The sequence below is a fragment of the Mesorhizobium sp. M1273 genome (assembly GCF_040318195.1).
Lineage (GTDB): Bacteria > Pseudomonadota > Alphaproteobacteria > Rhizobiales > Rhizobiaceae > Mesorhizobium.
In genome coordinates, this window is the sequence record NZ_JAMYLV010000028.1 from 58,190 (window position 1) to 81,084 (window position 22,895).

Annotated in this window: 21 protein-coding genes and 1 tRNA gene; 14 read left to right on the top strand and 8 right to left on the bottom strand. The window is 63.8% G+C overall.

The window, feature by feature from the left end:
* Positions 1-5 precede the first annotated feature (5 nt).
* The 6 genes from fdhF to NKH30_RS24495 all read left to right on the top strand — a co-directional run bounded on the left by fdhF (position 6) and on the right by NKH30_RS24495 (position 6,734).
* Complete coding sequence (fdhF, locus tag NKH30_RS24470; protein WP_352997388.1) at positions 6-2,918, top strand: formate dehydrogenase subunit alpha; 2,913 nt, start codon at positions 6-8, stop codon at positions 2,916-2,918.
* A gap of 3 nt (positions 2,919-2,921) precedes the next feature.
* Complete coding sequence (gene fdhD / locus NKH30_RS24475) at positions 2,922-3,752, top strand: formate dehydrogenase accessory sulfurtransferase FdhD (protein ID WP_352540452.1); 831 nt, start codon at positions 2,922-2,924, stop codon at positions 3,750-3,752.
* The gene (locus NKH30_RS24480) at positions 3,742-4,050 is read left to right on the top strand and encodes a formate dehydrogenase subunit delta (RefSeq protein ID WP_352469984.1); all 309 of its coding nucleotides are present in this window, start codon (positions 3,742-3,744) and stop codon (positions 4,048-4,050) included. The genes fdhD and NKH30_RS24480 overlap by 11 nt, the downstream gene beginning before the upstream one ends.
* 105 nt (positions 4,051-4,155) lie before the next feature.
* Positions 4,156-5,709: an alpha/beta fold hydrolase gene (locus NKH30_RS24485; protein ID WP_352997389.1), complete on the top strand. Its 1,554-nt coding sequence runs from the start codon at positions 4,156-4,158 to the stop codon at positions 5,707-5,709.
* A gap of 111 nt (positions 5,710-5,820) precedes the next feature.
* Complete coding sequence (locus NKH30_RS24490) at positions 5,821-6,294, top strand: carboxymuconolactone decarboxylase family protein (protein WP_352767174.1); 474 nt, start codon at positions 5,821-5,823, stop codon at positions 6,292-6,294.
* Positions 6,295-6,371: 77 nt separating this feature from the next.
* Positions 6,372-6,734, top strand: a complete 363-nt coding sequence (locus NKH30_RS24495) for a nuclear transport factor 2 family protein (protein WP_352997390.1) — start codon at positions 6,372-6,374, stop codon at positions 6,732-6,734.
* Positions 6,735-7,168: 434 nt separating this feature from the next.
* Here the strand turns inward: NKH30_RS24495 and NKH30_RS24500 are convergent, their stop codons facing one another.
* Positions 7,169-7,669 carry an MmcB family DNA repair protein gene (locus tag NKH30_RS24500; protein WP_352818486.1) on the bottom strand — a complete coding sequence of 167 codons (501 nt, stop codon included), beginning with the start codon at positions 7,667-7,669 and terminating at the stop codon, positions 7,169-7,171.
* Positions 7,670-7,883: 214 nt separating this feature from the next.
* Between NKH30_RS24500 and NKH30_RS24505 the strand changes: the two genes are divergently transcribed.
* Entirely contained in the window at positions 7,884-8,129 is a 246-nt protein-coding gene (locus NKH30_RS24505) for a hypothetical protein (protein ID WP_352681357.1), read from the top strand.
* Between the two features lie 605 nt (positions 8,130-8,734).
* Here NKH30_RS24505 and NKH30_RS24510 read toward each other — a convergent pair.
* Positions 8,735-8,808 (bottom strand) — tRNA-Cys (locus tag NKH30_RS24510).
* Between the two features lie 164 nt (positions 8,809-8,972).
* Positions 8,973-9,272, bottom strand: a complete 300-nt coding sequence (locus NKH30_RS24515; RefSeq protein WP_023717905.1) for a DUF1330 domain-containing protein — start codon at positions 9,270-9,272, stop codon at positions 8,973-8,975.
* Between the two features lie 149 nt (positions 9,273-9,421).
* On the opposite strand from NKH30_RS24515, the gene NKH30_RS24520 reads away from it, so the two are divergent.
* The 4 genes from NKH30_RS24520 (at position 9,422) to NKH30_RS24535 (ending at position 11,119) form a co-directional block, all read left to right on the top strand.
* Entirely contained in the window at positions 9,422-9,748 is a 327-nt protein-coding gene (locus NKH30_RS24520; RefSeq protein ID WP_352997391.1) for a GYD domain-containing protein, read from the top strand.
* A gap of 159 nt (positions 9,749-9,907) precedes the next feature.
* Positions 9,908-10,036, top strand: a complete 129-nt coding sequence (locus NKH30_RS24525) for a hypothetical protein (RefSeq protein ID WP_023676389.1) — start codon at positions 9,908-9,910, stop codon at positions 10,034-10,036.
* Positions 10,037-10,162 (top strand): hypothetical protein, encoded by a 126-nt coding sequence (locus NKH30_RS24530; RefSeq protein ID WP_352997392.1) that lies wholly within the window; start codon positions 10,037-10,039, stop codon positions 10,160-10,162.
* A 339-nt stretch (positions 10,163-10,501) separates the two neighbouring features.
* The gene (locus NKH30_RS24535; RefSeq protein WP_352448678.1) at positions 10,502-11,119 is read left to right on the top strand and encodes a L,D-transpeptidase; all 618 of its coding nucleotides are present in this window, start codon (positions 10,502-10,504) and stop codon (positions 11,117-11,119) included.
* Positions 11,120-11,229: 110 nt separating this feature from the next.
* Here the strand turns inward: NKH30_RS24535 and NKH30_RS24540 are convergent, their stop codons facing one another.
* The 5 genes from NKH30_RS24540 to NKH30_RS24560 form a co-directional block, all read right to left on the bottom strand.
* Positions 11,230-11,799, bottom strand: a complete 570-nt coding sequence (locus tag NKH30_RS24540) for a NifU family protein (protein ID WP_023676386.1) — start codon at positions 11,797-11,799, stop codon at positions 11,230-11,232.
* A 278-nt stretch (positions 11,800-12,077) separates the two neighbouring features.
* Positions 12,078-12,569 carry a universal stress protein gene (locus tag NKH30_RS24545; protein WP_352997393.1) on the bottom strand — a complete coding sequence of 164 codons (492 nt, stop codon included), beginning with the start codon at positions 12,567-12,569 and terminating at the stop codon, positions 12,078-12,080.
* Positions 12,570-12,754: 185 nt separating this feature from the next.
* Complete coding sequence (trpS, locus tag NKH30_RS24550) at positions 12,755-13,831, bottom strand: tryptophan--tRNA ligase (protein WP_352997394.1); 1,077 nt, start codon at positions 13,829-13,831, stop codon at positions 12,755-12,757.
* A 280-nt stretch (positions 13,832-14,111) separates the two neighbouring features.
* On the bottom strand, positions 14,112-15,710 hold the full coding sequence (gene murJ, locus NKH30_RS24555) for a murein biosynthesis integral membrane protein MurJ (RefSeq protein WP_352997395.1): 1,599 nt from the start codon (positions 15,708-15,710) through the stop codon (positions 14,112-14,114).
* Between the two features lie 46 nt (positions 15,711-15,756).
* A complete protein-coding gene (locus tag NKH30_RS24560) occupies positions 15,757-18,555 on the bottom strand; it encodes a [protein-PII] uridylyltransferase (protein ID WP_352681365.1) in 2,799 nt (932 codons plus the stop codon).
* A 226-nt stretch (positions 18,556-18,781) separates the two neighbouring features.
* Here NKH30_RS24560 and NKH30_RS24565 point away from each other — a divergent pair, with 226 nt between their 5' ends.
* The 3 genes from NKH30_RS24565 to NKH30_RS24575 all read left to right on the top strand — a co-directional run bounded on the left by NKH30_RS24565 (position 18,782) and on the right by NKH30_RS24575 (position 22,671).
* Entirely contained in the window at positions 18,782-21,286 is a 2,505-nt protein-coding gene (locus tag NKH30_RS24565) for a heavy metal translocating P-type ATPase (protein WP_352997396.1), read from the top strand.
* A 43-nt stretch (positions 21,287-21,329) separates the two neighbouring features.
* Positions 21,330-21,716, top strand: a complete 387-nt coding sequence (gene copM / locus NKH30_RS24570; RefSeq protein ID WP_352997397.1) for a CopM family metallochaperone — start codon at positions 21,330-21,332, stop codon at positions 21,714-21,716.
* A gap of 109 nt (positions 21,717-21,825) precedes the next feature.
* Positions 21,826-22,671, top strand: coding sequence for an aldo/keto reductase (locus tag NKH30_RS24575; RefSeq protein WP_352969908.1), 846 nt, complete (start codon positions 21,826-21,828; stop codon positions 22,669-22,671).
* The last annotated feature ends 224 nt before the right edge of the window (positions 22,672-22,895 follow it).

Sequence of the window (22,895 nt, forward strand, 5' to 3'; positions counted from 1 at the left end):
CAGCCATGAACGCGGCATTCGACATCAAATCGCTGGTCCAGGAAATCGACTACGGCACACCTGCCTCTGAAGCCGAGCAGCAAGTGACGCTGACGGTCGACGGCAAGTCGATAACGGTACCGGCGGGGACCTCGATCATGCGCGCTTCGATGGAAGCGGGCGTCGAAATCCCGAAACTGTGCGCCACCGACATGCTGGACTCGTTCGGCTCCTGCCGGATCTGCCTCGTCGAGATCGACGGGCGCGGCGGCACGCCGGCTTCATGCACGACGCCGGTTGGCGAAGGCATGGTCGTGCATACGCAGACCGATCGGCTGAACGCGATTCGCCGCGGCGTGATGGAACTCTACGTCTCCGACCATCCTGCGGCGTGGGGCGAGAAGGCCGGCACTGGCGCCAGCGAGTTCGACAAGGTCGTCACGACGGTCGGCCTGACCAAGAACCGCTATGGCGTGGACGGCCGCAACCACGTCAAGCAGGAAAACGGCGTGGCGCCCGGCCATGGCTCGCTGACCATCGATTACATCGCGCGCGATGAATCGAACCCGTATTTCACCTACGATCCGGCGCAGTGCATCGTCTGTTCGCGCTGCGTGCGCGCCTGCGAGGAGGTGCAGGGCACGTTCGCGCTGACCATCGAGGGCCGCGGCTTCGAATCCAGGGTCTCGGCCGGCATGCACGAGGCGTTTGTCGATTCCGAGTGCGTCTCTTGCGGGGCCTGCGTGCAGGCCTGCCCGACCGATGCGCTGAGGGAGAAGACCGTGCTGGCGAAAGGCCTGCCCGAGCGCTCGACCGTCACCACCTGCGCCTATTGCGGCGTCGGCTGTTCGTTCAAGGCCGAGGTCAAGGGCGACGAGGTCATCCGCATGATGCCCTACAAGGCAGGCAAGGCCAACCACGGCCACTCCTGCGTCAAGGGCCGCTTCGCCTATGGCTACGCGACGCACAAGGACCGTATCCTGAAACCGATGATCCGCGAAAAGGTCAGCGATCCGTGGCGCGAAGTGTCGTGGGAAGAGGCGCTCACCCATACGGCGAATGAGTTCCGCCGCATCCAGTACCAGTACGGCCGCACCTCGATCGGCGGCATCACCTCGTCGCGCTGCACCAACGAGGAGACCTACCTCGTCCAGAAGCTGGTCCGGCAGGGCTTCCGCAACAACAATGTCGATACCTGCGCCCGCGTCTGCCATTCGCCGACCGGCTATGGCCTCGGCCAGACCTTTGGCACCTCCGCCGGCACGCAGGATTTCGATTCGATCGAGCAGACGGACGTGATCCTGCTGATCGGCGCCAATCCGACCGATGCGCATCCGGTGTTCGCCTCGCGCATGAAGAAGCGCATGCGCGAGGGCGCCAAGCTGATCGTGCTCGATCCGCGCCGCACCGACATCGTGCGCTCGGCCCACGTCGAGGCGCAGTTCCATCTGCCGCTGAAGCCGGGCACCAACGTCGCCATGCTGACCGCACTTGCCCATGTCATCGTCACCGAGGGCCTGTTCGACGAGGCCTTCATCCGCGAGCGCTGCGACTGGGACGAGTTCCAGGACTGGGCATCGTTCGTGGCGCTGCCGGAAAATAGCCCGGAAGTGATCGGCCAGCTTGCAAATGTCGATCCCGACGACATACGCGGCGCGGCGCGGCTCTACGCCCGCGGCGGTAACGGCGCGATCTATTACGGCCTCGGCGTGACCGAGCACAGCCAGGGCTCGACCACCGTCATCGCCATTGCCAACCTCGCCATGGCGACCGGCAATATCGGCCGGCCGGGCGTCGGCGTGAACCCGCTGCGCGGCCAGAACAATGTGCAGGGCTCTTGCGACATGGGCTCGTTCCCGCACGAGCTTCCCGGCTATCGCCACATTTCAGGCGACGCGGTGCGCGCCATCTATGAGAGCCTGTGGGGCGTCAAGCTCGACGACGAGCCCGGCCTGCGCATCCCCAATATGCTGGATGCGGCCGTCGACGGCTCGTTCAAGGGGCTCTATGTGCAGGGCGAGGACATCCTGCAGTCGGACCCCGACACCAAGCATGTCGCCGCCGGTCTCGCCGCGATGGAATGCGTCGTCGTGCACGACCTCTTCCTCAACGAGACGGCCAACTACGCGCATGTGTTCCTGCCCGGCTCGACGTTCCTCGAGAAGGACGGCACCTTCACCAACGCCGAGCGCCGCATCAACATGGTGCGCAAGGTAATGGAGCCGAAATGCGGCTATGCCGACTGGGAAGCGACGCAGGAGCTCGCCAAGGCGCTCGGCCTCGGCTGGAACTACACGCATCCGTCCCAGATCATGGACGAGATCGCCAAGACAACCCCAAGTTTCGCCGGCGTTTCCTTCGACCTTCTCGACCGGGTGGGCTCGGTGCAGTGGCCCTGCAACGAGAAGTCGCCGGAAGGCACGCCGATCATGCACATTGGCGGCTTCGTGCGCGGCAAGGGCAAGTTCATCCGCACCGAATATGTCGCGACCGACGAAAGGACCGGACCGCGCTTCCCGCTGCTGCTGACCACCGGCCGCATCCTGTCGCAATACAATGTCGGCGCGCAGACCCGGCGCACCGACAATGTGGTCTGGCATAGCGAGGACCGGCTGGAGATCCATCCGCACGATGCCGAAAATCGCGGCCTGCGCGACGGCGACTGGGTGCGGCTGACCAGCCGCTCCGGCGAGACGACGCTGCGCGCGCTGATCACCGAGCGGGTGTCGCCGGGCGTCGTCTATACGACCTTCCACCATCCCGACACCCAGGCTAACGTCATCACCACCGACTTCTCCGACTGGGCGACCAACTGCCCGGAATACAAGGTGACCGCGGTGCAGGTGGGTGCATCCAACGGCCCGTCGGAATGGCAGCGCGACTATGACGAGCAGGCAAAGCAAAGCCGCCGCATCGCGAAGTTGGAAGCGGCGGAGTAGTCCTTGACCGCGCGCCGCAAAGCCATTGCGCAGATCTCGCGTCTCGCGCGCCGCGCCGGCGGCACTGCGGCCGCCAACCGCATGGTGCCGGAAGAGACGCCGGTGGCGTTCTCCTTTGCCGGCACCACGCATGCGGTGATGATGGCAAGCCCGGCTGATTTCGAGGATTTCGCGCTCGGCTTCTCGCTGACCGAAGGCATCATTGCCTCGCCGGACGAAATCGAAGCGATCGAGGTCGAGGATCACGGCGCCGGCATCGATATCCAGATCCGGCTGAAGGACCAGGCCAACACCCGCTTCGAAGCGCGTCGCAGACGCCTGGCCGGCCCGGTCGGCTGCGGGTTGTGCGGCATCGAATCGATCGAGGAGGCGATGCGCTCGGTAAACCCGGTCGGTGCGTCGCAACTTACACTTCAGGCCAATGACATCGTCCGCTCGGTCAAGCTTTTGTCGAAGCTGCAGCCGCTGCACGCCGAGACCGGTGCCGTCCACGCGGCCGGTTTTTACCTTCCCGGCAAGGGCATCGTCATGGCGCGCGAGGATGTCGGCCGCCATAACGCGCTGGACAAGCTGGCTGGCGCGCTGGCCAAAGCCGGTATCGACGGCAGGTCGGGGGCCGTCGTCGTCACGTCGCGCGTTTCGGTCGAGATGGTGCAGAAGACCGCGGCGATCGGCTCGGCCGTCATCATTGCCGTCTCGGCGCCGACCGCACTTGCCATCCGCACCGCGGACGATTCCGGTATGACGCTGGTGGCACTGGTGCGCGGCGACGATTTCGATATTTTCACCCATCCTGACCGCGTGGTTTCCGGAGTTGCCAAGCATGTCGCATGACGAAGGCCACCTCATGAGCACCAGCGAAAAGCTGGTTCGCATGGCCAACCAGATTGCCGCCTTTTTCCACTCAAAGCCGCGCGAGCAAGGCATTGCCGGCGTCGCCGAGCACATCAACAAGTTCTGGGAGCCGAGGATGCGCCGGCAATTGTTCGAGATGCTGGACAGCGGTGGCGAGGGGTTCAACGAGCTTGTCGTCGCGGCCGCGCCACACATCAAGCGGCCGGGCGCGCCGGAGGGCGCAGGTTTCAGCGTCGGCGGAGCGAACACCGAGACTGCCGCCGCGTCACAGAAGTAGGCGCCGCGGGCCCACATTCACACTCTCTAAAGTTTCATCTGCCGCAAGCCGCGCGCCTCTGCTATGATCCGGCGATAAGAAATCGTCGGGTCGGGCGGACAACTCGTGAGGCCGATCGAAACTCGATACGCGCTCAGTGGCGACGTGCGGATCGCCTATCAGGTGGTCGGCCAGGGATCGCTCGATCTCGTCTTCGTGCCGGGTTTCATTTCCAATCTCGACCTGCACTGGGAAGACGAGGGCTACACCCGGCTGTTGAAGCGGCTTTCCGCGTTCTCACGGCTGATCCTGTTCGACAAGCGCGGCACCGGTCTGTCGGACCGCGTCGATGTCCACCACCTGCCCAGCCTCGAAACCCGCATGGACGATGTACGCGCGGTGATGGATGCGACCGGCAGCGGCCGCGCCGCCTTGCTCGGCGCTTCGGAAGGCGCGCCGATGGCAATGCTGTTCGCCGCCACCTACCCGGAGCGGACGCGGGCGCTGGCGCTTTATGGCGGCTATGCGCATTTCCACAAATGGGTGATGCCGCCGGAACGCCTTGAGGCGTTCATCGCGACGGCGGAGACCGCATGGGGCACCGGCGCCACCCTGCCGCATTTCGCGCCCGGCCGCGTCGACGATCCGCGTTTCGCCACATGGTGGGCGCGCTTCGAGCGGCTGTCGGCGAGCCCGACCGCGGCAATCGCCCTGGCCCGCATGAATGCGGCTATCGACGTGCGCGGCGTGCTGGCGGCGATCAGCGCACCGACGCTGCTCATCCATCGCCGCAACGATGCGCGCGTCGACCCGGAGGCCAGCCGCTTCCTGGCAAGGAAGATCCCGAATGCGCGGCTGGTCGAGGTGGCCGGGCGCGACCACCCGATCTGGACCGGCGATGTCGACCGGGTGGCCGATCTGATCGAGGAATTCCTGACCGGAGCGCGCGCCGTTGCCGAGGCCGAGCGCGTGCTGGCTGCACTGCTGGTCACCCGGATCTACGACACGGCGCGGCTTGGCGACCGCATGTGGAGCGAGCGCAGCCAGCGTTTTCAGGAAACGTGGCGGCTTACGGTCGGGCGCCATGGCGGCCGCCCGGCCGGCACGCATGGCGAGCTGATGATGGCGCGCTTCGACGGCCCGGCGCGGGCCGTACGCTGCGCGGCGGGGCTGCGCGATGCGGCGCAGGAGATCGGCGTCGCCAGCGCGCAGGGCGTGCATGTCGGCGAGGTCGAGTTGCGTGGGCCGCCGACGGGGTTGACGGCGCGCGTGACGATGCAGCTTGCCGCGCATGCCGGGCGCGGCGACATCCTCGCTTCACGGCTGGTCGCCGATCTCGCCGCCGGTTCAGGGCTTCATTTCAATGACGCCGGGCGCATTGCGCTTGACGAGCTGGATGAGCCGCTGGCGCTGGTGCAGGCGACCTCGGAACAGCATCTGGAGCCGGCCTGCCGGCCGAAGGCCAAGGCTGCCGAGCCGGCCGCACTGACGGCGCGCGAAAGCGAGGTGGTGAACCTCATCGCCGATGGCAAGAGCAATGCCGCGATCGCCGCCGAACTCGGGCTGAGCGAACACACCGTCAAGCGCCACGTCGCCAATATTCTGCTCAAGCTGGACCTGCCGTCGCGGGCGGCGGCGGCGGCGTTCTCGGCCCGGCACGCTGGCCCGCACGGGCCATAGGAGCCATGGCGCTTTCGGGCGAAGCGGCCGGGCATGCGTAAGCGCTATCACTTCGTCCCATGCAGGCCAGGCGGATATCGCCGGGAAAGGCGCTGCGAAGGGAGGAATAAAATGCTGAAGTCGACACTCAAATCACTGGTGCTTGCGGCAGGCGTTGGCGCGCTGTTGGCGATCGTTCCTGCCAAGGCCGAAGACACCTCGGCGACGGCTGCCTACAAGGACATCCAGGCAACGCTCGGCTCGGTACCGGACATGTTCAAGACGCTGCCGGATGTCGCTGTTGCCGGCGCCTGGGCCGAGATCAAGGGCGTGCAGCTCAACCCGAACACCGCGCTCGACGGCAAGACCAAGGAATTGATGGGCCTCGCCGTCGCCTCGCAGATCCCCTGCCAGTACTGCATCTATTTCCACACGCAGGCGGCCAAGCTCAATGGCGCCAGCGACGAGGAGATCAAGGAGGCGGTGGCGATGGCGGCGATCGTGCGCCACTGGTCGACGATGCTCAACGGCAGCCAGGTCGATCTCGCCACTTTCAAGAAGCAGTCCGACGAGGTGTTCGCGGCCGTCAAGGCGAAGTCGCAGTGAGCCACCTGCCCGTCTGTGAGCGCAGGGCGGTTCTGATCAATTGAACGCCCGGTTAAGACGGGCCTATGGAGGAAAAAATGCTGACCAAGACACAGACGCTAGACGGCGCTGCGATCAAGAAGGCGATTGAGGGCCGTGATGGAAAATTGCTGGCGAGCTTATATGCCGACGACGCATTGGTGCGGGTGATCGACCGCAACAACCCGCCGAGCAAGCCGCGCGAAATCCGCGGGCGCGCTGCGATCACCACGTTCTGGGACGACATTTGCAGCCGGGCGATGACCCACAAGGTCGACACCACCATCGCCGACGGCAACAATCTCGCCTTTACCCAGGCCTGCGCCTATCCGGACGGGACCAAGGTGTTCTGCGCGGCGATGCTCGAGCTGAAGAACGGCCTGATCGCACGGCAGACGGTCGTGCAGGCCTGGGACGAATAAGGAGGCGGCGATGTTTAGTGCCAGATGGCAGATCGACGCAAAATTCGGCCACAAGCAGGCCGTGCTCTGTTGAAGAAATGGGAACGCGAGATCGGCTCGCAGATCGGTCTCGACGACCTCAAGTTCCAGATCATGACCGGATCGATCGGCGCGCGGGAAGCGACGATCGGGTCACATCACCAGGTCGAAAGCCTCGCCAGTTGGAGGCGTTCTTCGCCAGGATCGACAAGATCGACGCGCACGCCAAATGGGGCAAGGAGATGGAGCCTTACGTGGTGTCGGGCACCAGCCTGTGGAATATCTACCGCATCGTGGAATAGCGGTTCTCATCCTCGCTTCCGCAGGGCTATCGCATTTGGGAAGATGCCCCCTCACCCGCGCACCGGCCGGACGAGGGGCAGCACGACGTCTGAAATCACGACGAGCGCACCCCCCTACTCGCTCTCGCCGTCCAGCGCCGGCACCGACACGCCGGCAAGCTCGGCCGCGAGCAGCCGCGACGCACCGGCGCGTGCGATCCGCAGCATCAGCGCCTTGCGCGTCGCCGCCGCCATGCGATGCTCGGGCGCATCGCGCAAGATCTCGGCGCCATAGCCGTCGGAGAGAATGAAGCCGCATTCCTGCGGAAAGATTTCGGAAGGCACGCCGGGATGGGTGGCGAAGAAGAAGCGGTCGGAATGCAGCCGGTAGTCCGGCCATTTGCGGTCGACCCTGAAATCCTCGATCGAGGATTTGATCTCGATGATCCAGATGTCGCCGTGGCGGGTCAGCGCGACGAGGTCGGCGCGGCGGCCGGTGGCCAGCGACAGTTCGGGCAAGACATGCGCGCCCATCTGCCTGAGCAGCCGCTGCACGCCGCGCCGGACCAGCATGGCGCGCTCCGACTGGCGGCCGTCGATGAGCGGGTTGAGAGGTAGAGGTGAAATGATCGGCATGGCGACCACCATGCCAGATTTTGTTCACGGTTTGAACCGGTTTTTGCGGGCGATTACGCACTTTACAAACACGGCGATGTGCCTGATACCTTGAATCCACAGTAGGAATCCGGGTTATGGGTGTCCTTTTCGAGCCACACTTCCACAACGAAGAAGCTGCTTTCGAACGGCTGGAGACGGGCAAGAAGGCCCGTTAGGCAATGGCTAAGTCACAATGAGCGTCGTGAGCGGTGTGGTGCTTTGTACGTCTTCTGCTGAAGATCGATCGAGCCCGAACGGCCTGCCCATTCTCTTCGAGAGCATACAGGAATGGCTGGCAGAGCGCGCCCCCTTCCAACAACTTAACAGCGTCGAGGATAGCTTTGGCGGCAGCAAGCACCCGCAAATGTTTGTAGCCGGTGGTGGCAATGCAATTCCTACGGGTGAGGGGAGCTATGTTTTCGCGAGGCGTCGCCGTTGATCTAATATTCACCGCTGCAGGCCCGATAGTGGTCGCAGCGTAATCAAAAAAGGTGGCGAAGCATGGTTACTGAGAATGCAAGTTTGACGGTCGAGCAGACTAGGCTCAATAGGATACTCATGCGGGGCATCGTATTTTCCGTCGTTTGGCTTGCCGGTTTCGGGTCTTCTTATGCGCTTTACCAGGGGCTTCTGGCGCGACGGATAATAAAAATGAATCCCATGCTTCGGGGAAATGGCCGCGCCTGGTGGTGCATCATTGTGGGAGGGCTTGGGGCCGCAGCCTTATGTGCGATAGTTGGCGCCGGCATTTTCAACGCCATGACACAACCCTAGGTCAAACATCGCCTGCCGATCCGGTGTTGGGTCCATATTGATATGGAGGTCCCGTTCAATGAGCGCATAGATGCGTTTGGTCTCACCCCGCGCGCCCTGCCTATGAGGGCGGTACTGCGGACGAAGATCGTGCGGACTTTTCCGGCGATTATCTGTTCGACGAACCCAAAGACGAACAGGAATATGGTCCTCGACCGGCCGGCATCAACATTTTAGGATGCGTCTATAATTGATTACAGCGGAACAAATCAGCGCCGGGTGTTGCGCGGCTGGAGGTCTGAGTGGGAATTGAACCCACTACGTCGGTTTTGCAGACCGATGCGTCACCGTCCCGCCCTCAGACCTCGGTGCCTCTATGCCCAATCCATCAGCGCAGTCAACCCGTCGATGCCAGGATACCCAGCCGTCGCCGAAGCACGCTTGTCGCAAGCCGTCCGCCGCCCGGCATATCCTCCAAAATCGGGCAGTCGGGCCTGTCCTCGCCGTGACATGCGTAGATATTCGACTTTTAACTAACCGGCATCATGCCCTCCAGGGCAATGATCCTGGTCTTTGCGCAGCGTTCGCGGATGGCTTTGAGGCGGCCGTATTCTGGAGAGTCGTACCATGCCAGGAGGGACGCCATGTCCGGGAATTCGACAATGACGAGGCGATGAGGTTCCCAATCGCCCTCCAGAACTTTGGTGGCTCCGCCGCGAGCGATATACCTCCCCCCGTAGCGGGCTTCGGTTGCCGGCACGTCCCGGCGGTATTCCTCGAAAACGGCGGCGTCGGTTATGTCGACATCAGCAATGAGATATGCGGCCATTGACCTTACTCCCTGAAAAAACATTGAAACAGGTCTATTAGCGGCCCCGCAACTAAGCCAGCGGTACTACGCCTCGGAAACGACTCGCGTTCTCCCGGATTGGGGCGCTTAACTGTCTTGGTGGGGGCAGCTCTGGGAGGAGACGAACCATGCCGATGTATCTCACGCGATTCAGCTACAGGCCCGAAACCTGGGCGCGCTTGATGGATAATCCCGAGGATAGACGCGAGGCTGCCCGTTCCTACATCGAGTCGGTCGGCGGAAAGCTGCACGGGTTCTGGTATGCCTTCGGAGAGTACGATGGCTGGAACCTATGGGAGGCGCCGGACAACGTGTCGATGGCATCCGTCATGCTGGCCATCGGTGCGGCAGGCGCGCTCAGCTCGTACCAGACCACCGTGCTGTTAAGTGTCGAAGAGACGATGGACGCTCTTGGGAAAGCCAAGTCGATCCGGTATCGCCCACCGGGATCGTGACCGCCGCCCGCGCTTTGCGGAGTGTCGAAGGCTGGTAACGCTTGCTCGCGAACTGCGCACGTTCCTAAACTTTTGCGCAAAAGAGTCCACTGCGGCTCTTGGCAGCGCCGGCAGCTTGCGCTTTCAATGTCGGCTACGGTCTTTTACGAGGAGCATTAGATGACGGAAGATGACGACCGGAAATCAGCGACGCCGGAGGAAATCCGCCCGGCCATCAGAGGATGGGCGGTGCTTGGGGCAATTATCGTTGCCGTGTTTGGTGCGGCCTACGTCATGATCGATAGTTGAATGGCCGACGGTCCTGGTCGCCCCGATGGATTGCCTGAAAAGATCGGCACGGTCCTTGGTGCATTGGTGGTGATCGGCACGTTCGGGCTTCTGGCCTGGACCGTGCTTCGCGGCGTCCTTTATTAAACCCGGCCCGTCTGGACTTTCCCCTGCGGCGGCCGCGTCTCAGGCCGATCTCCTGGTAGCAACGGATGGTCTTGGCCGCAGGCCAGAGCGCCGGGCAGCGTCGCCGACATTCATGGGTGATTTCTTCGTCTCCTGGTCCTTGTTCCTGGCCCCATTGATTTTGCAACATAATCCTGCGGGGGCTGTTGCCGAAATGCCATAGTCGCAGGTTTACCAGCACGCAAGCGCAAGGATATAGGCATCGCCCGCTTGGCAAGCAAAGCAAATGCCAGCATGAATGAAGATGAAAAAAGCGGCCGACTCGAGCCGCTGTTGTTTGGGCAGGCATCGGACCTTTTCATGCGCATGAAGTCACTTGCAATCGTCGCGGCCCTGGCGCTGTCGACGGCTGTCGCCGGTTGCAGCACCATCGGCTCGCAGATCTTCACCAACAACTACGGCGCGGTGACCGACGCCGGCTATCACCTGCCGCGCGTTCCGATCGAAAAGGTGCCGTTCAAATACCGCCGGCAGATCGTCGACTACGACACCAGGGAAAAGCCGGGCACCATCATCGTCGATACGCAGAACAAGTTCCTCTACTTCGTCATGGGCGACGGCGAAGCGATGCGCTACGGCATCGGCGTCGGCCGTGAGGGTTTCGAATGGCACGGCACCGCCCATATCGCGCTGAAGCGCGAATGGCCGACCTGGACACCGCCTTCGCAGATGATCAAGCGCCAGCCGGAGCTGGCCAAGTTTGCCGGTGGCATGGAGCCGGGGTTGAAGAACCCGCTCGGCGCGCGCGCCATGTACCTGTTCAACAAGGGTGGCGACATGGGTTATCGCCTGCATGGCAGCCCGGAATGGAATTCGATCGGCAAGGCGATGTCGTCGGGCTGCATCCGGCTGATGAACCAGGACATTATCGACCTCTACGACCGCACCTCGGTCGGCGCCAAGGTCATTGTGATATAAAACCCTTATACGCGGACCGTCTAGGCAACAACACAGACGTCGCAAACAGAAAACCGGGCACTTTGGCCCGGTTTTTTGTTGTCTATCGACGTTGACGATGGAACGGTGCGTCAGGAGACCTGTTCGACATGCTGCACTTCCGGCACAAAGTGCCGGAGCAGGTTCTGGATGCCGTGCTTCAGCGTCGCGGTCGACGACGGGCAGCCGGCGCAGGCGCCCTTCATGTGCAGGAACACGGTGCCGTTCTCGAAGCCGCGGAAGGTGATGTCGCCGCCGTCCTGGGCCACCGCCGGGCGCACCCGCGTGTCGAGCAGCTCCTTGATGGTGACGACCAGCTCCTCGTCGGCCTTGTCGTAGAATTCGCCGGTCTGGCTGGTCTCGGCGGCGGGGCCGGCCTTGGCCATCACCGGGGCGCCGGACATGAAATGCTCCATGATGGCGCCGAGGATAGCCGGCTTCAGATGCTGCCAGTCGGGGCCGTCCTTGGTCACGGTGATGAAGTCATAGCCGAAGAAGACGCCGGTGACGCCGGGGATTTCGAACAGCCGGCCGGCGAGCGGCGAAGCCGTCGCGGCGCTATCGGCATCGCGGAAATCGGCGGTGCCTTCTTGCAGCACTTCCTTGCCGGGCAGGAATTTCAGCGTCGCCGGGTTTGGCGTCGACTCGGTCTGGATGAACATGGCCGTCTCCGTGCCCGTTTGGGGCAGCTAGTTTGGAATAATTCTAATTAGGCCTTATCCGCCCGACATTCAAGCGAAAGGCATCGCGGGGAACGGCTGGCTGGCGGAATGTTTTGCTAGCGCCCTGAAACGCTTGGAGATGTGTTGAGATTCAGGTCAGGCCGAGCCGAAAATGGTGGGTTCCGAGAACCGGAGCGGAGCGTACTTTTGGTACGTGAGCACCGGAAGCGCAGGAAGCCGCCAATTGCAGGCCGGCCTCACCTGAATATCAGCGCATCTCAGGCGAGGCTGTCGATCTCTTCGTCCGACAGATTCTGCGGCACCACCGTGACGGGAATCGGAAAGGCGGCGCCCTTGCCGGCGACCGCGCCGACCAGCGGCCCAGGCCCTTCCTTGCCGGCGCCTGCCGCCAGCACCAGGATGGCGATGTCCTGGTCTTCCTCGATCAGCTTGTGGATCTCTTCGGTCGGCTTGCCCTCGCGGACCACCAGTTCCGGCTCGATGCCGAGCTTCTGGCGCACCTTGTTGGCGTAGCTGTCGAGTGCGGCGCGCGCCGTGGCGTTCGCCTCCTCGCGCATGATCTTCTCGACGCCCAGCCAGTGCTGGAAATCATCCGGCTCGATGACATAGAGCAGCACCAGCACGCCGCCCGTGCTTTGCGCCCGCTTCGAGGCGTAGGCGACGGCGCGCTCGCATTCGGGCGTATCGTCGATGATCGCCAGGAACCTGCGGCGATGACCGACTTCGCGGCTGAGGCGTTTGGAGACCATATTCACCCTGTTCGATGGTTTCGGCCGCAATCTGCCACCGCCACAGCCCGCCCGCAAGCGACCGGCGGCTGTGGCAATGCTGGTGCAGCTTAAAGCGCGTCGCGTTCGACCAGCGACGCGCTTCAGGTTCTTGTTTTATGCATGTCGTTATCGCAAAACCGCTGCACACTTTTGCGCGCCATGCATTAGCCTTGCAGCAGGCCGATAATGTCGCGCACGGTCTTCATGGTCGCTTCGGCCAATGTGCCGGCACGCTCGCCGCCATCGCGCAGCACCGCGTCGACATAGGCGCGGTCGCCGGAGATGCGGCGCATCTCTTCGGCGATCGGCGCCAGCTTTTCCACGGCGAGATCAGCCAGCGCCGGCTTGAACACCGAAAACTGCTGGCCGCCATATTCCTTCAGCACCGCCTCTTTCGAGATTTCGGCGAGGCCGGCATAGATGCCGACGAGGTTTTCCGCTTCCGGCCGGCCGGCAAGCCCGTCCAGTTCGCCGGGCAAAGCCTCCGGGTCGGTCTTGGCCTTGCGGATCTTCTTCGAGATGGCGTCGGCATCGTCGGTCAGGTTGATGCGCGACAGGTCCGACGGATCGGATTTCGACATCTTCTTCGAACCGTCGCGCAGCGACATGATGCGCGCTGCCGGGCCGCCGATGACCGGCTCGGTCAGCGGGAAATAACCGTTCACCGTCTCTTCGCCGACCTGCATCTCGACGCCGACGCCAAGCGCTGCGATGCGGTCCGAAAAGTCGTTGTTGAACTTCTGCGCAATGTCGCGGGTCAGCTCCAGATGCTGCTTCTGGTCGTCGCCGACCGGTACGTGGGTGGCGCGGTAGACCAGGATGTCGGCGGCCATCAGGGAGGGATAGGCGAGCAGGCCGAGCGAGGCGTTCTCGCGGTCCTTGCCCGCCTTGTCCTTGAATTGCGTCATGCGGTTCATCCAACCGATGCGCGCCACGCAGTTGAAGATCCAGGCAAGCTCGGCGTGCTGCATCACCCGCGACTGGTTGAAGACGATGTGCTTGGTCGGGTCGATGCCGGAGGCGAGAAACGCCGCGGTGATCGACCGCGTCTGGTCCTGCAGATCCTCATGGATGAGCTGTGCGGTCAGCGAATGCAGATCGACGACGCAATAGATACAGTCGGAGGTGTCCTGCAGGGCGACGAATTTCTTGATGGCGCCGAGATAATTGCCGAGATGCAGATTGCCGGTTGGCTGGACGCCGGAAAAAACGAGCGGTTTGAAGGGGGGCTGATCGGTCATGGTGTTTCCCTGGCTTGTGGAGGGCCGTTTCGCGCGCGGCGAGAGTCTTGCGACGGCGCGCTTATGGACGAGAGCGAGGAGACGATCAAGAGGGGCGTTGGCCAGGGCGCGCAGGCTTTGACGTCGGCCGAACAGAAGGCTGTTTGAGGGATGGCGCCGACCAGAAACAAAAACCCGCCTCGGTGGGCGGGTCGTTGGAGCCAATTAGCACCATACCGAAATTAATAACATAGCTGCCGGCACAAAGCAAGAACAAAATTGGCGCTGATGAATTTCCCCCTCACGGATCCGGAGATTGCTCCGTGACCGGCTGGGAGCCCTTGCGCCCGATATTGCGGCGGATCATGCCGAAATCGGCGCCGCCGGTGGCGAAGGCGGTGACGAAGTAAAGCAGCGCTCCGCCGGCGACGAGCGCAAGCAGGGTTACCGCCTTGATCACCAGCGGCGAGCCGGAGGCGAGCCTTGCGGCGAACCAGTGTTCGGCAAAATAGAGCGCCGCGGCCATCACCGCCGCCGACAGCACCAGCCGCGGGATGCGTTTCATGAGCGGCACGTCGCGGCCCCAATGGCCGCGCCGGATCAGCACGGCGAGCAGCATCGCCGCATTGACCCAGCCGGCGACAGCGGAGGCAACGGCAATGCCGGGCGCGCCCATGGTCGGAAACAGCGTCAGTGCCGTCGTAATGTTAACCGCCACCGAGATGGCGGCGAAAATCATCGGCGTGCGCGTGTCCTCGCGAGCGAAATAGCCTGGGGTGAACGCCTTGATCAGCACGAAGGCCGGCAGGCCGAGCCCGAAGATCGCCAGGATTGCCGCGACCGTCGGCGTCGAATTGTTGGCGGCAAAGGCGCCGCGCTCATAGACCAGCCGCACGATCGGCTCGGACATGACCAGCAGCGCGGCCGCCGCCGGCAAGGTCATGAAAAGGGTAAACTCGACCGAGCGGTTCTGCAGATTGGCGGCCTCGACCAGATTGCCTGATTTCAGCGCCCGCGACAGTTCCGGCAACAGCACGATGGCGACGGCGACGCCGACGACGCCCAGCGGCAGCTGGTAGACGCGGTCGGCATAGGCCAGCGACGACACCGCGCTGTCCTGCGCCGACGCGATCGCCGTGCCGATCAGCTGGTTGATCTGGGTGATGCCGCCGGTGATCGCCGCCGGCAGTGCCAGGATCAGCAGCCGCTTGACGTTCGGCGTCATCTTCGGCCGCCGGAAGCCGATCGAAATGCCGGCATGGCGCACCGCCGCCCAGACGATCGCCAGCTGCACCAGGCCGGCCGCCAGCACGCCCCAGGCCAGGCCGAAACCAACGGTGCGGGCGTCCGAACCCTTGTACCAGGCATAGGCAAGCACGGCGATAAGGATGACGTTAAGGAACACCGGCGCCACCGCGGCGGCGAAATAGCGGCGCAGCGAATTCAGCATGCCGGCCATCATGGCGCCGAGCGACATGCAGATCAGGTAGGGGAACATGACGGTCGCCAGCGCCACCGTCGTCTCGAATTTTCCCGGCGTGTCGGCAAAGCCCGGCGCCACCAGGTAGCGCACGATCAGCGGCATCGCCAGTTCCATGGCGATGGTCAGCGCCAGAAGCGCCGTGAACAAGACGCCGAACACCTCTTCGGAAAAGCGCTTGGCGCCGTCGGTGCCGTGTGTCTCGATCTCCTTGGCGAATAGCGGTACGAAGGCGGCATTGAAGGCGCCTTCGGCGAACAGCCGACGAAAGGTGTTGGGAAACTGGAAGGCGGCGTTGAAGGCGTCGGCGATCGGCCCGGTGCCGAGTGCGGCAGCCATCAGCATCTCGCGGCCGAAACCGAGGGCGCGGCTCATCAGCGTGCCGGAAGCGACCGTGGCGAATTTCTTGACAAGGCTCATGCGCTTGAAGACTGCCTGTGCGATTGGGGCAAATGGAAGGTAACAGTCACTCGGCGGCCGTTTTGGTCTTGCCGCGCTCGGACGCCGTGCCCTCGAGCACCGCGATCAGCCTGTTGCGGATGGTCGCCGTACGCGACGGGCTGTCGATCTTCTGGCCGGTGAGATCGGTGACGTAGAACGTGTCGATGACTTTTTCGCCGAAGGTGGTGATGTGGGCCGAGGCGATGTCGAGCGACAGGTCCGACAACATGCCGGTGATCTCCGACAGAAGGCCCGGCCTGTCCAGCCCCTCGACCTCGATCACCGAGAAACGGTTCGACAGCGTGTTGCGGATCTCGGCGCGTGGCGGAATACGGAAAACCTTGGCGCCGCGCCGCGGCTTGGTGCGCTTCTCGATCATTTCGGGCAGCCAGCTCTTGCCCGACAGCACGTCCTCGATCAGCCGGCCGACGCGCTCGGCACGGCGGCGCTCGTCCTCGTCGCGGTCGAACTCCCTCGAGATCAGGATGGTGTCGAGCGCGCGGCCGTCCGAGGTGGTGAAGATCTGCGCGTCGACGATGTTGCCGCCGGCCGCGGCACAGGCGCCGGCAATCACCGAGAGCAGGCGCGGATGGTCCTGCGCCAGCACGGTGATCTCGGTCACCGCCTCGAACTGGTGGGTTTTGACCATGGTGGCGAGCTTCTTGCCGGCGTGATCGGCCTCGCGGATGAATTCGGCATGGCGGAGCTGGTCGGGAAGATCGACCGCCAGCAGATAGTTCTCGTAGTGCTGGCCGACATAACGCTTGCGGGCCTTTTCCGGCCAGTCGGCAAGCGCCTCGGCCAGTTGTTCGCGCGCCGCCGCCGTCCGTTTGGCGCGCGACACCTCCGAAAACCCGCCGGTCAACAAAAGCTCGGTCTCGTAGTAGAGCGTACGCAGCAACTGGCCCTTCCAGCCGTTCCAGACCCCAGGCCCGACGCCGCGGATATCGCAGACGGTAAGCACAAGCAGCATCTTCAGCCGTTCGACCGACTGCACGATGGCGGCAAAATCCTCGATCGTCTTGCGGTCGTTGAGATCGCGGGTCTGCGCCGTCATCGACATGACGAGGTGGTTCTCGACCAGCCAGGCAACCGTTTCGGTGTCGGCCGGCGACAGCCCCATATGCGGGCAGATGCGCCGGGCGATCCTGGCGCCGGCTTGCGAATGGTCCTCCGGCCTGCCCTTGGCGATGTCGTGCAGCAGCACGGCGACATAGAGCGCCTCGCGGCTCTTCTTCAGCCCCGGCATCAGCGAGTGGGCGAGTGGATGGACCTTTTCGCCGTCGCCGCGCTCGATCTCGGCCAGCACGCCGATGCAGCGGATCAAATGCTCGTCCACGGTGTAGTGGTGGTACATCGAGAACTGCATCATGGCGACGATCTTGCCGAAGTCCGGGATCAGCTTGGCAAGCAGTCCGGCCTCGTTCATGCGCCGCAGATTGAGCTCGGCGTTGCGGTCCGAGGTCAAGATATCGAGGAACAGCCGGTTGGCCTCCTCGTCGCGCCTGAGCGCCTTGCCGACGAGGCCGAGAGAGCGGGTCAAAAGCTTCAGCGCATCGGGGTGAAATTCCAGGCCATGCTTGTCGGCAAACCAGAACAGCCTGAGCAGGTTGACCGGATCGCGCTCGAACACCTCGTCGTCGGCAATGTTGATGCGGTGGTTGTCGACGATGAAATCGGCCGTGCCGGCGAGCTTACGCTTGCGGCGCGAAAAGGTCAGAAAGATACGGTTGAAGCCCGGCACATGCTTGGCCTGCTCTTCTTCCAGCGCGGCGCAGAAAATGCGGGTCAGGTCGCCGACATCCTTGGCGACGAGGAAGTAGTGCTTCATGAATCGCTCGACCGCCGACAGGCCGGGATGGGTGGTGTAGCCCAGCCGCTCGGCAATATCGCGCTGGATATCGAAATGCAGCCGCTCCTCGGCCTTGCCGGTGAGGAAATGCATGTGGCAGCGCACCGCCCATAGAAAATCCTCGGCCTTCTGGAATTCCCTGTATTCGGCGTCGGTGAAGACGCCCTTGTCGACCAGTTCCTCGCCGGTGCGCACGCGGTAAAAATATTTGGCGATCCAGAACAGCGTCTGCAGGTCGCGCAGGCCGCCCTTGCCGTCCTTGACGTTGGGTTCGACCAGGTAACGGCTCTCGCCGGCCTTGGCGTGGCGCTCGTCGCGTTCGGCGAGCTTGGCCTGGACATATTCGGGGCCGGTGGTGCGCACCACCTCGTGGTCGAAGCGCTGCAAAAGCTCGTCATAGAGCTTTTGCTCGCCCCACAGGAAGCGCGCCTCCAGGATCGAGGTGCGGATGGTGATGTCGGTGCGCGACAGCCTGAGGCACTCGTCGATGTTGCGCGTGGCGTGGCCGACCTTCAGCCCCAGATCCCACAGCATGTAGAGCATGTATTCGACGATCTGCTCCCCCCATGGCGTCTGCTTGTAGGGCAGCAGGAACAGCAGATCGATGTCGGACCCCGGCGCCAGCGTGCCGCGGCCATAGCCGCCGACGGCCACGACCGCCATGCGCTCGGCCGAAGACGGGTTTTTGACGCGATAGACGTGGGTGGCGGCGAAATCGTAGAGCGCGCGGATGATCTCATCCATCAGATGCGACAGCCGGGCGGCGCAGGCGGTGCCACTGCCATCGTCCATCAGCATGCGTTCGGCGACCGTGCGGCCGTCGGCGAGCCGGCTTTTGAGAAGCTTGAGGACGCCGCTGCGCGCGGCCTTGCCGGAGCCGTCGCCTGCCGTGGCCGCGGTCAGTTCGGTCATCTCGCGGCGCAAGGCTTCGCCGTCGATCAGTTCCTCGAGCTTCAGGGATATTCTTGCCATAAATGCCGTTCGGCCTCGCCGTTTCGGCGGCGTCTATAGCGCGTTTTCGCGGCGCTGGGTATGGGGCGGACGGACGCGTTCTCCACGGCCGCGGACAGGACGATCATCTCGCGCCCGCGGCCGGTTCGGTTAGGGCCTGGCCACGAAAAATCGAAATCGGCCCTTGACCTTCCAGTTACTGGAAGCACTACCTCCGCCACAACATCGAAATACAGGGGCTTTCGGCATGACGCATTCCGATCACCATCATCACGCCCATGGCAGCTGCTGCTCGGCAAAAGGCGCACCCTCTGCCGCGGACGCCGTCATCCGCGATCCGGTCTGCGGCATGACCGTCGATCCGGCTGCCGGCAAGCCGACGGCCGAGCATGACGGCCATCGCTATCATTTCTGCAGCGAAAGCTGCCGTTCGAAATTCGTCGCCGAGCCGAAAAAATACCTGACCGCAGCCGATCCCGTCTGCGGCATGAGCGTCGATCGCGCCACGGCCAAGCACTTTTTGCGGCACGAGGGCCGGGGCTTCTATTTCTGCTCGGCCGCTTGCCAGGCGAAGTTCGAAGTCGAGCCGGCAAAATATCTCGGCGACAGGCCGGCGCCGCAGCCGATGCCCAAGGGCACGCAATACACCTGCCCGATGCATCCCGAAATCATCCGCGACAAGCCCGGCTCCTGCCCGATCTGCGGCATGGCGCTGGAACCGATGGGCGTGCCGACCGGCGACGAGGGGCCTAACCCGGAACTGGTCGACTTCACCAGGCGCTTTTGGGTGAGCGCGGTGCTGTCCGTGCCGTTGCTGGTCATCGCCATGGCACCGATGCTCGGCCTGACGTTCCAGGCCTTCATCGACGACCGCGCAAAGGTCTGGCTGGAGCTGGCGCTGGCCAGCCCGGTGGTGCTGTGGGCGGCATTCCCGTTCTTCCACCGCGGCTGGGATTCGATCCTCAACCGCAGCCCCAATATGTGGACGCTGATTTCGCTCGGCGTCGGTGCCGCCTACCTCTACAGCGTCATCGCCACGCTGTTTCCAGGCCTCTTTCCGCACCAGTTCCGCGGCCATGACGGCACCGTACCGGTCTATTTCGAGGCGGCGGCGGTGATCGTCGCGCTGGTGTTCCTCGGCCAGGTGCTGGAATTGCGTGCCCGCGAGAAAACCGGTTCGGCGATCCGTGCGCTGCTCGACCTGGCGCCGAAGACGGCGCGGCTGATCGGCGCGGACGGTTCCGAAAACGACGTGCCGCTCGATACGGTCAAGGCCGGCGACCGCCTGCGCATCCGCCCCGGTGACGCTGTGCCGGTCGACGGCATTGTGCTCGAAGGACGCTCTTCCATCGATGAATCGATGATCACAGGCGAGCCGCTGCCGGTCGAAAAGACCGACGGCGACAACCTCACCGGCGGCACGCTCAACAAGAACGGCTCGCTGATCATGCGCGCCGACAAAGTCGGCGCCGAGACGACGCTGGCGCGGATCGTCGAGCTTGTCGCCAAGGCTCAGCGTTCACGCGCGCCGATCCAGGGGCTGGCCGACCGCGTCTCGTTCTACTTCGTCCCGGCCGTCGTGCTGGTCGCCATCATTGCGTTCGTCGCCTGGGCGATCGTCGGACCGGAACCCAGCCTGGTGTTTGCCATCGTCTCGGCGGTCTCGGTGCTGATCATCGCCTGTCCGTGCGCACTGGGCCTTGCCACGCCCATGTCGATCATGACCGCCACCGGGCGCGGCGCGCATGCCGGCGTGCTGATCAAGGAAGCGGCGGCGCTCGAGCGCTTTGCCTCGGTCGACACGCTGATCGTCGACAAGACGGGAACGCTGACCGAAGGCCGGCCGCGGCTGACCGACGTCGTCGCTTTCGAAGGGATGGCGCAAGACGATCTGCTGGCGCTCGCCGCCGGGCTGGAAAAAGGCTCGGAGCATCCGCTGGCCGAGGCGATCGTCGACGGCGCCCGCGAACGCGGCGTGAATATCCCGGACGCCGGCGGTTTCGAGGCCGTCACCGGCAAGGGTGTTTCCGGCACGGTTTCGGGACAGAAGGTGGCGCTCGGAAATGCCGCGATGATGGCCGATCTCGGCATCGACAGCACACCGGTCCAGGCCAGCGCCGAGGCGCTGCAGGCCGACGGCAAGACCGCGATGTTCGTCGCTGTCGCAGGCAAGCTCGCCGGCCTCGTCGCCGTTGCCGACCCGATCAAGGCGACCACCGCCGAGGCGATCAAGGCGCTGCATGACAGCGGGCTGAGGATCGTCATGGCGACCGGCGACAACGAGCGCACCGCCAAGGCCATCGCAGCCAAGCTCGGCATCGACGCGGTGCGTGCCGGACTTTTGCCGGAACAGAAGAACGCGCTGGTCGAGGAATTGCGTGCAAACGGCGCCGGCGTCGCCATGGCCGGCGACGGCGTCAACGATGCGCCCGCACTCGCCGCTGCCGATGTCGGCATCGCCATGGGCACCGGCGCCGATGTCGCGGTCGAGAGTGCAGGGATCACGCTGGTCAAGGGCGATCTCAACGGCATCGTCAGGGCGAGGACGCTGGCCCGCGCGACGATCCGCAACATCCGCCAGAACCTGTTTTTTGCTTTCCTCTACAATGTGCTCGGCGTGCCGGTTGCTGCCGGCGTGCTTTATCCGCTCACCGGCACGCTGCTGTCGCCGATGATTGCGGCGGCGGCGATGAGCCTGTCTTCGGTTTCGGTGATCGCCAACGCATTGCGGCTCAGGACGTTGAAACTCTGAGTAAAACTTCCAGATAGACCCTGTTCAAAAAAGGAGACGACGAATGACCTTGGCCAAGAAGATCGTGCTGTTGATGATGGCGGCGGGAATGCTGCTTGCCGTTTTCCTCGAAAGCGTTCCGGCACAAGCCGAGGAGATGAAGCACGACATGGGCGCAATGGGCGCGCAGAGCCCCTCGACCGAGGGCTACAAGGCGGCGATGGACAAGATGCATACCGACATGATGGCACTCGAATATTCCGGCAATGCCGACGTCGATTTCGCCCGCGGCATGATCCCGCATCACCAGGCGGCGATCGACATGGCCAAGGTCGAGCTCGCCAACGGCAAGGATCCGGAAATCCGCAAGCTGGCGGAAGCAGTGATCGCCGCGCAGCAAGCCGAGATCAAGCAGATGCAGGACTGGCTCGCCGCCCATCCGGTGAAGTAGGCGTCACGCTGTCGGGGAATCCGGGCGAGAGGCTTCACCTGGATTTCTGCTTCACCTGGATTTCCCTTGGCGGCTATGGTGCTATCCGGGCCTCGGACTGGAGCATGCCATGCCGTCGACGATAAGAACGACCACCCTGCCCTGCGGCGAAGCCGTGCCGGTGCTCGGCCAGGGCACCTGGAATATGGGCGAAGACGGCCGCCGCCGTGGCGACGAGGCCAATGCCCTGAAGCTCGGGCTGGATCTCGGCATGACGCTGATCGACACCGCCGAAATGTATGCCAGCGGCGGTGCCGAGGAGGTGGTGGCGGAGGCCCTCGCCGGTCGCCGCGACGAGGTTTTCCTGGTCTCCAAAGTGCTGCCGTCCAATGCCTCGCGCGCCGGCGTGAAACGGGCATGCGAGAACAGCCTGAGGCATCTCGCCACCGACCGCATCGATCTTTATCTGCTGCATTGGCCGGGCAGTGTGCCTTTGATGGAAACGGTAGAGGCGTTCGAAGCGTTGAAGGCGGCCGGCAAGATCCGCCATTGGGGCGTCAGCAATTTCGATACCGATGAGATGGAAGAGCTGGTTCGGTTGCCGGCCGGCGGCAACGTCCAGACCAACCAGGTGCTCTACAATCTGTCGCAGCGCGGCGTCGAGTTCGACCTCGCCCCGTGGAGCCGGCAACGCGGCATGCCGCTGATGGCCTATTCGCCGGTCGATCAGGGGGTATTGGCGCGCAATGCCAGGTTAGATGCCATCGCCGCCCGCCACAGTGCGACGCCGGCGCAGATCGCTCTTGCCTGGGTGATGGCGCAGGACGGGGTGATTGCCATTCCGAAGGCCAGTCGCCCGGAGCATATCCGGCAGAATGTCGCGGCGTTGGACATCGAGCTCACGAGCGAAGATTTCGCCGAAATTGACCACGCCTTCCCACCGCCGAGGCGGAAGTCGGGCCTGGCGATGATTTGAGGGTTCGCGCAGTACAAGGTTGCGATCCTTCGCGCCCCCCTCTGTCCTGCCGGACATCTCCCCCACGAGTGGGGAGATTGGACGTCGCATCGGCTTTCGCCAACTTCAAACGAAGAAAAGAAGTTGTGTGCGTCAAGTTCTGCAAAATGGCGTGGCATTGCGTTGACGTCGGCGTGTCCGCCGCGCAGCCCCCGTGTTTAGCGGAGCGGCGGACACATGACGGT

Excerpts from the sequence above, each read along its gene's own strand:
- NKH30_RS24490 (WP_352767174.1), top strand. The coding sequence starts at position 5,821 with ATGCTGAAGTCGACACTCAAATCACTGGTGCTTGCGGCAGGCGTTGGC.
- NKH30_RS24480 (WP_352469984.1), top strand. The coding sequence starts at position 3,742 with ATGTCGCATGACGAAGGCCACCTCATGAGCACCAGCGAAAAGCTGGTT.
- NKH30_RS24505 (WP_352681357.1), top strand. The coding sequence starts at position 7,884 with ATGAGCGTCGTGAGCGGTGTGGTGCTTTGTACGTCTTCTGCTGAAGAT.
- NKH30_RS24565 (WP_352997396.1), top strand. The coding sequence starts at position 18,782 with ATGACGCATTCCGATCACCATCATCACGCCCATGGCAGCTGCTGCTCG.
- murJ (WP_352997395.1), bottom strand. The coding sequence starts at position 15,710 with ATGAGCCTTGTCAAGAAATTCGCCACGGTCGCTTCCGGCACGCTGATG.
- NKH30_RS24540 (WP_023676386.1), bottom strand. The coding sequence starts at position 11,799 with ATGTTCATCCAGACCGAGTCGACGCCAAACCCGGCGACGCTGAAATTC.
- NKH30_RS24575 (WP_352969908.1), top strand. The coding sequence starts at position 21,826 with ATGCCGTCGACGATAAGAACGACCACCCTGCCCTGCGGCGAAGCCGTG.
- NKH30_RS24530 (WP_352997392.1), top strand. The coding sequence starts at position 10,037 with ATGGCCGACGGTCCTGGTCGCCCCGATGGATTGCCTGAAAAGATCGGC.
- NKH30_RS24535 (WP_352448678.1), top strand. The coding sequence starts at position 10,502 with ATGCGCATGAAGTCACTTGCAATCGTCGCGGCCCTGGCGCTGTCGACG.
- NKH30_RS24525 (WP_023676389.1), top strand. The coding sequence starts at position 9,908 with ATGACGGAAGATGACGACCGGAAATCAGCGACGCCGGAGGAAATCCGC.
- fdhF (WP_352997388.1), top strand. The coding sequence starts at position 6 with ATGAACGCGGCATTCGACATCAAATCGCTGGTCCAGGAAATCGACTAC.
- NKH30_RS24545 (WP_352997393.1), bottom strand. The coding sequence starts at position 12,569 with ATGGTCTCCAAACGCCTCAGCCGCGAAGTCGGTCATCGCCGCAGGTTC.
- NKH30_RS24500 (WP_352818486.1), bottom strand. The coding sequence starts at position 7,669 with ATGCCGATCATTTCACCTCTACCTCTCAACCCGCTCATCGACGGCCGC.
- NKH30_RS24560 (WP_352681365.1), bottom strand. The coding sequence starts at position 18,555 with ATGGCAAGAATATCCCTGAAGCTCGAGGAACTGATCGACGGCGAAGCC.
- copM (WP_352997397.1), top strand. The coding sequence starts at position 21,330 with ATGACCTTGGCCAAGAAGATCGTGCTGTTGATGATGGCGGCGGGAATG.
- NKH30_RS24515 (WP_023717905.1), bottom strand. The coding sequence starts at position 9,272 with ATGGCCGCATATCTCATTGCTGATGTCGACATAACCGACGCCGCCGTT.
- trpS (WP_352997394.1), bottom strand. The coding sequence starts at position 13,831 with ATGACCGATCAGCCCCCCTTCAAACCGCTCGTTTTTTCCGGCGTCCAG.
- NKH30_RS24520 (WP_352997391.1), top strand. The coding sequence starts at position 9,422 with ATGCCGATGTATCTCACGCGATTCAGCTACAGGCCCGAAACCTGGGCG.
- NKH30_RS24495 (WP_352997390.1), top strand. The coding sequence starts at position 6,372 with ATGCTGACCAAGACACAGACGCTAGACGGCGCTGCGATCAAGAAGGCG.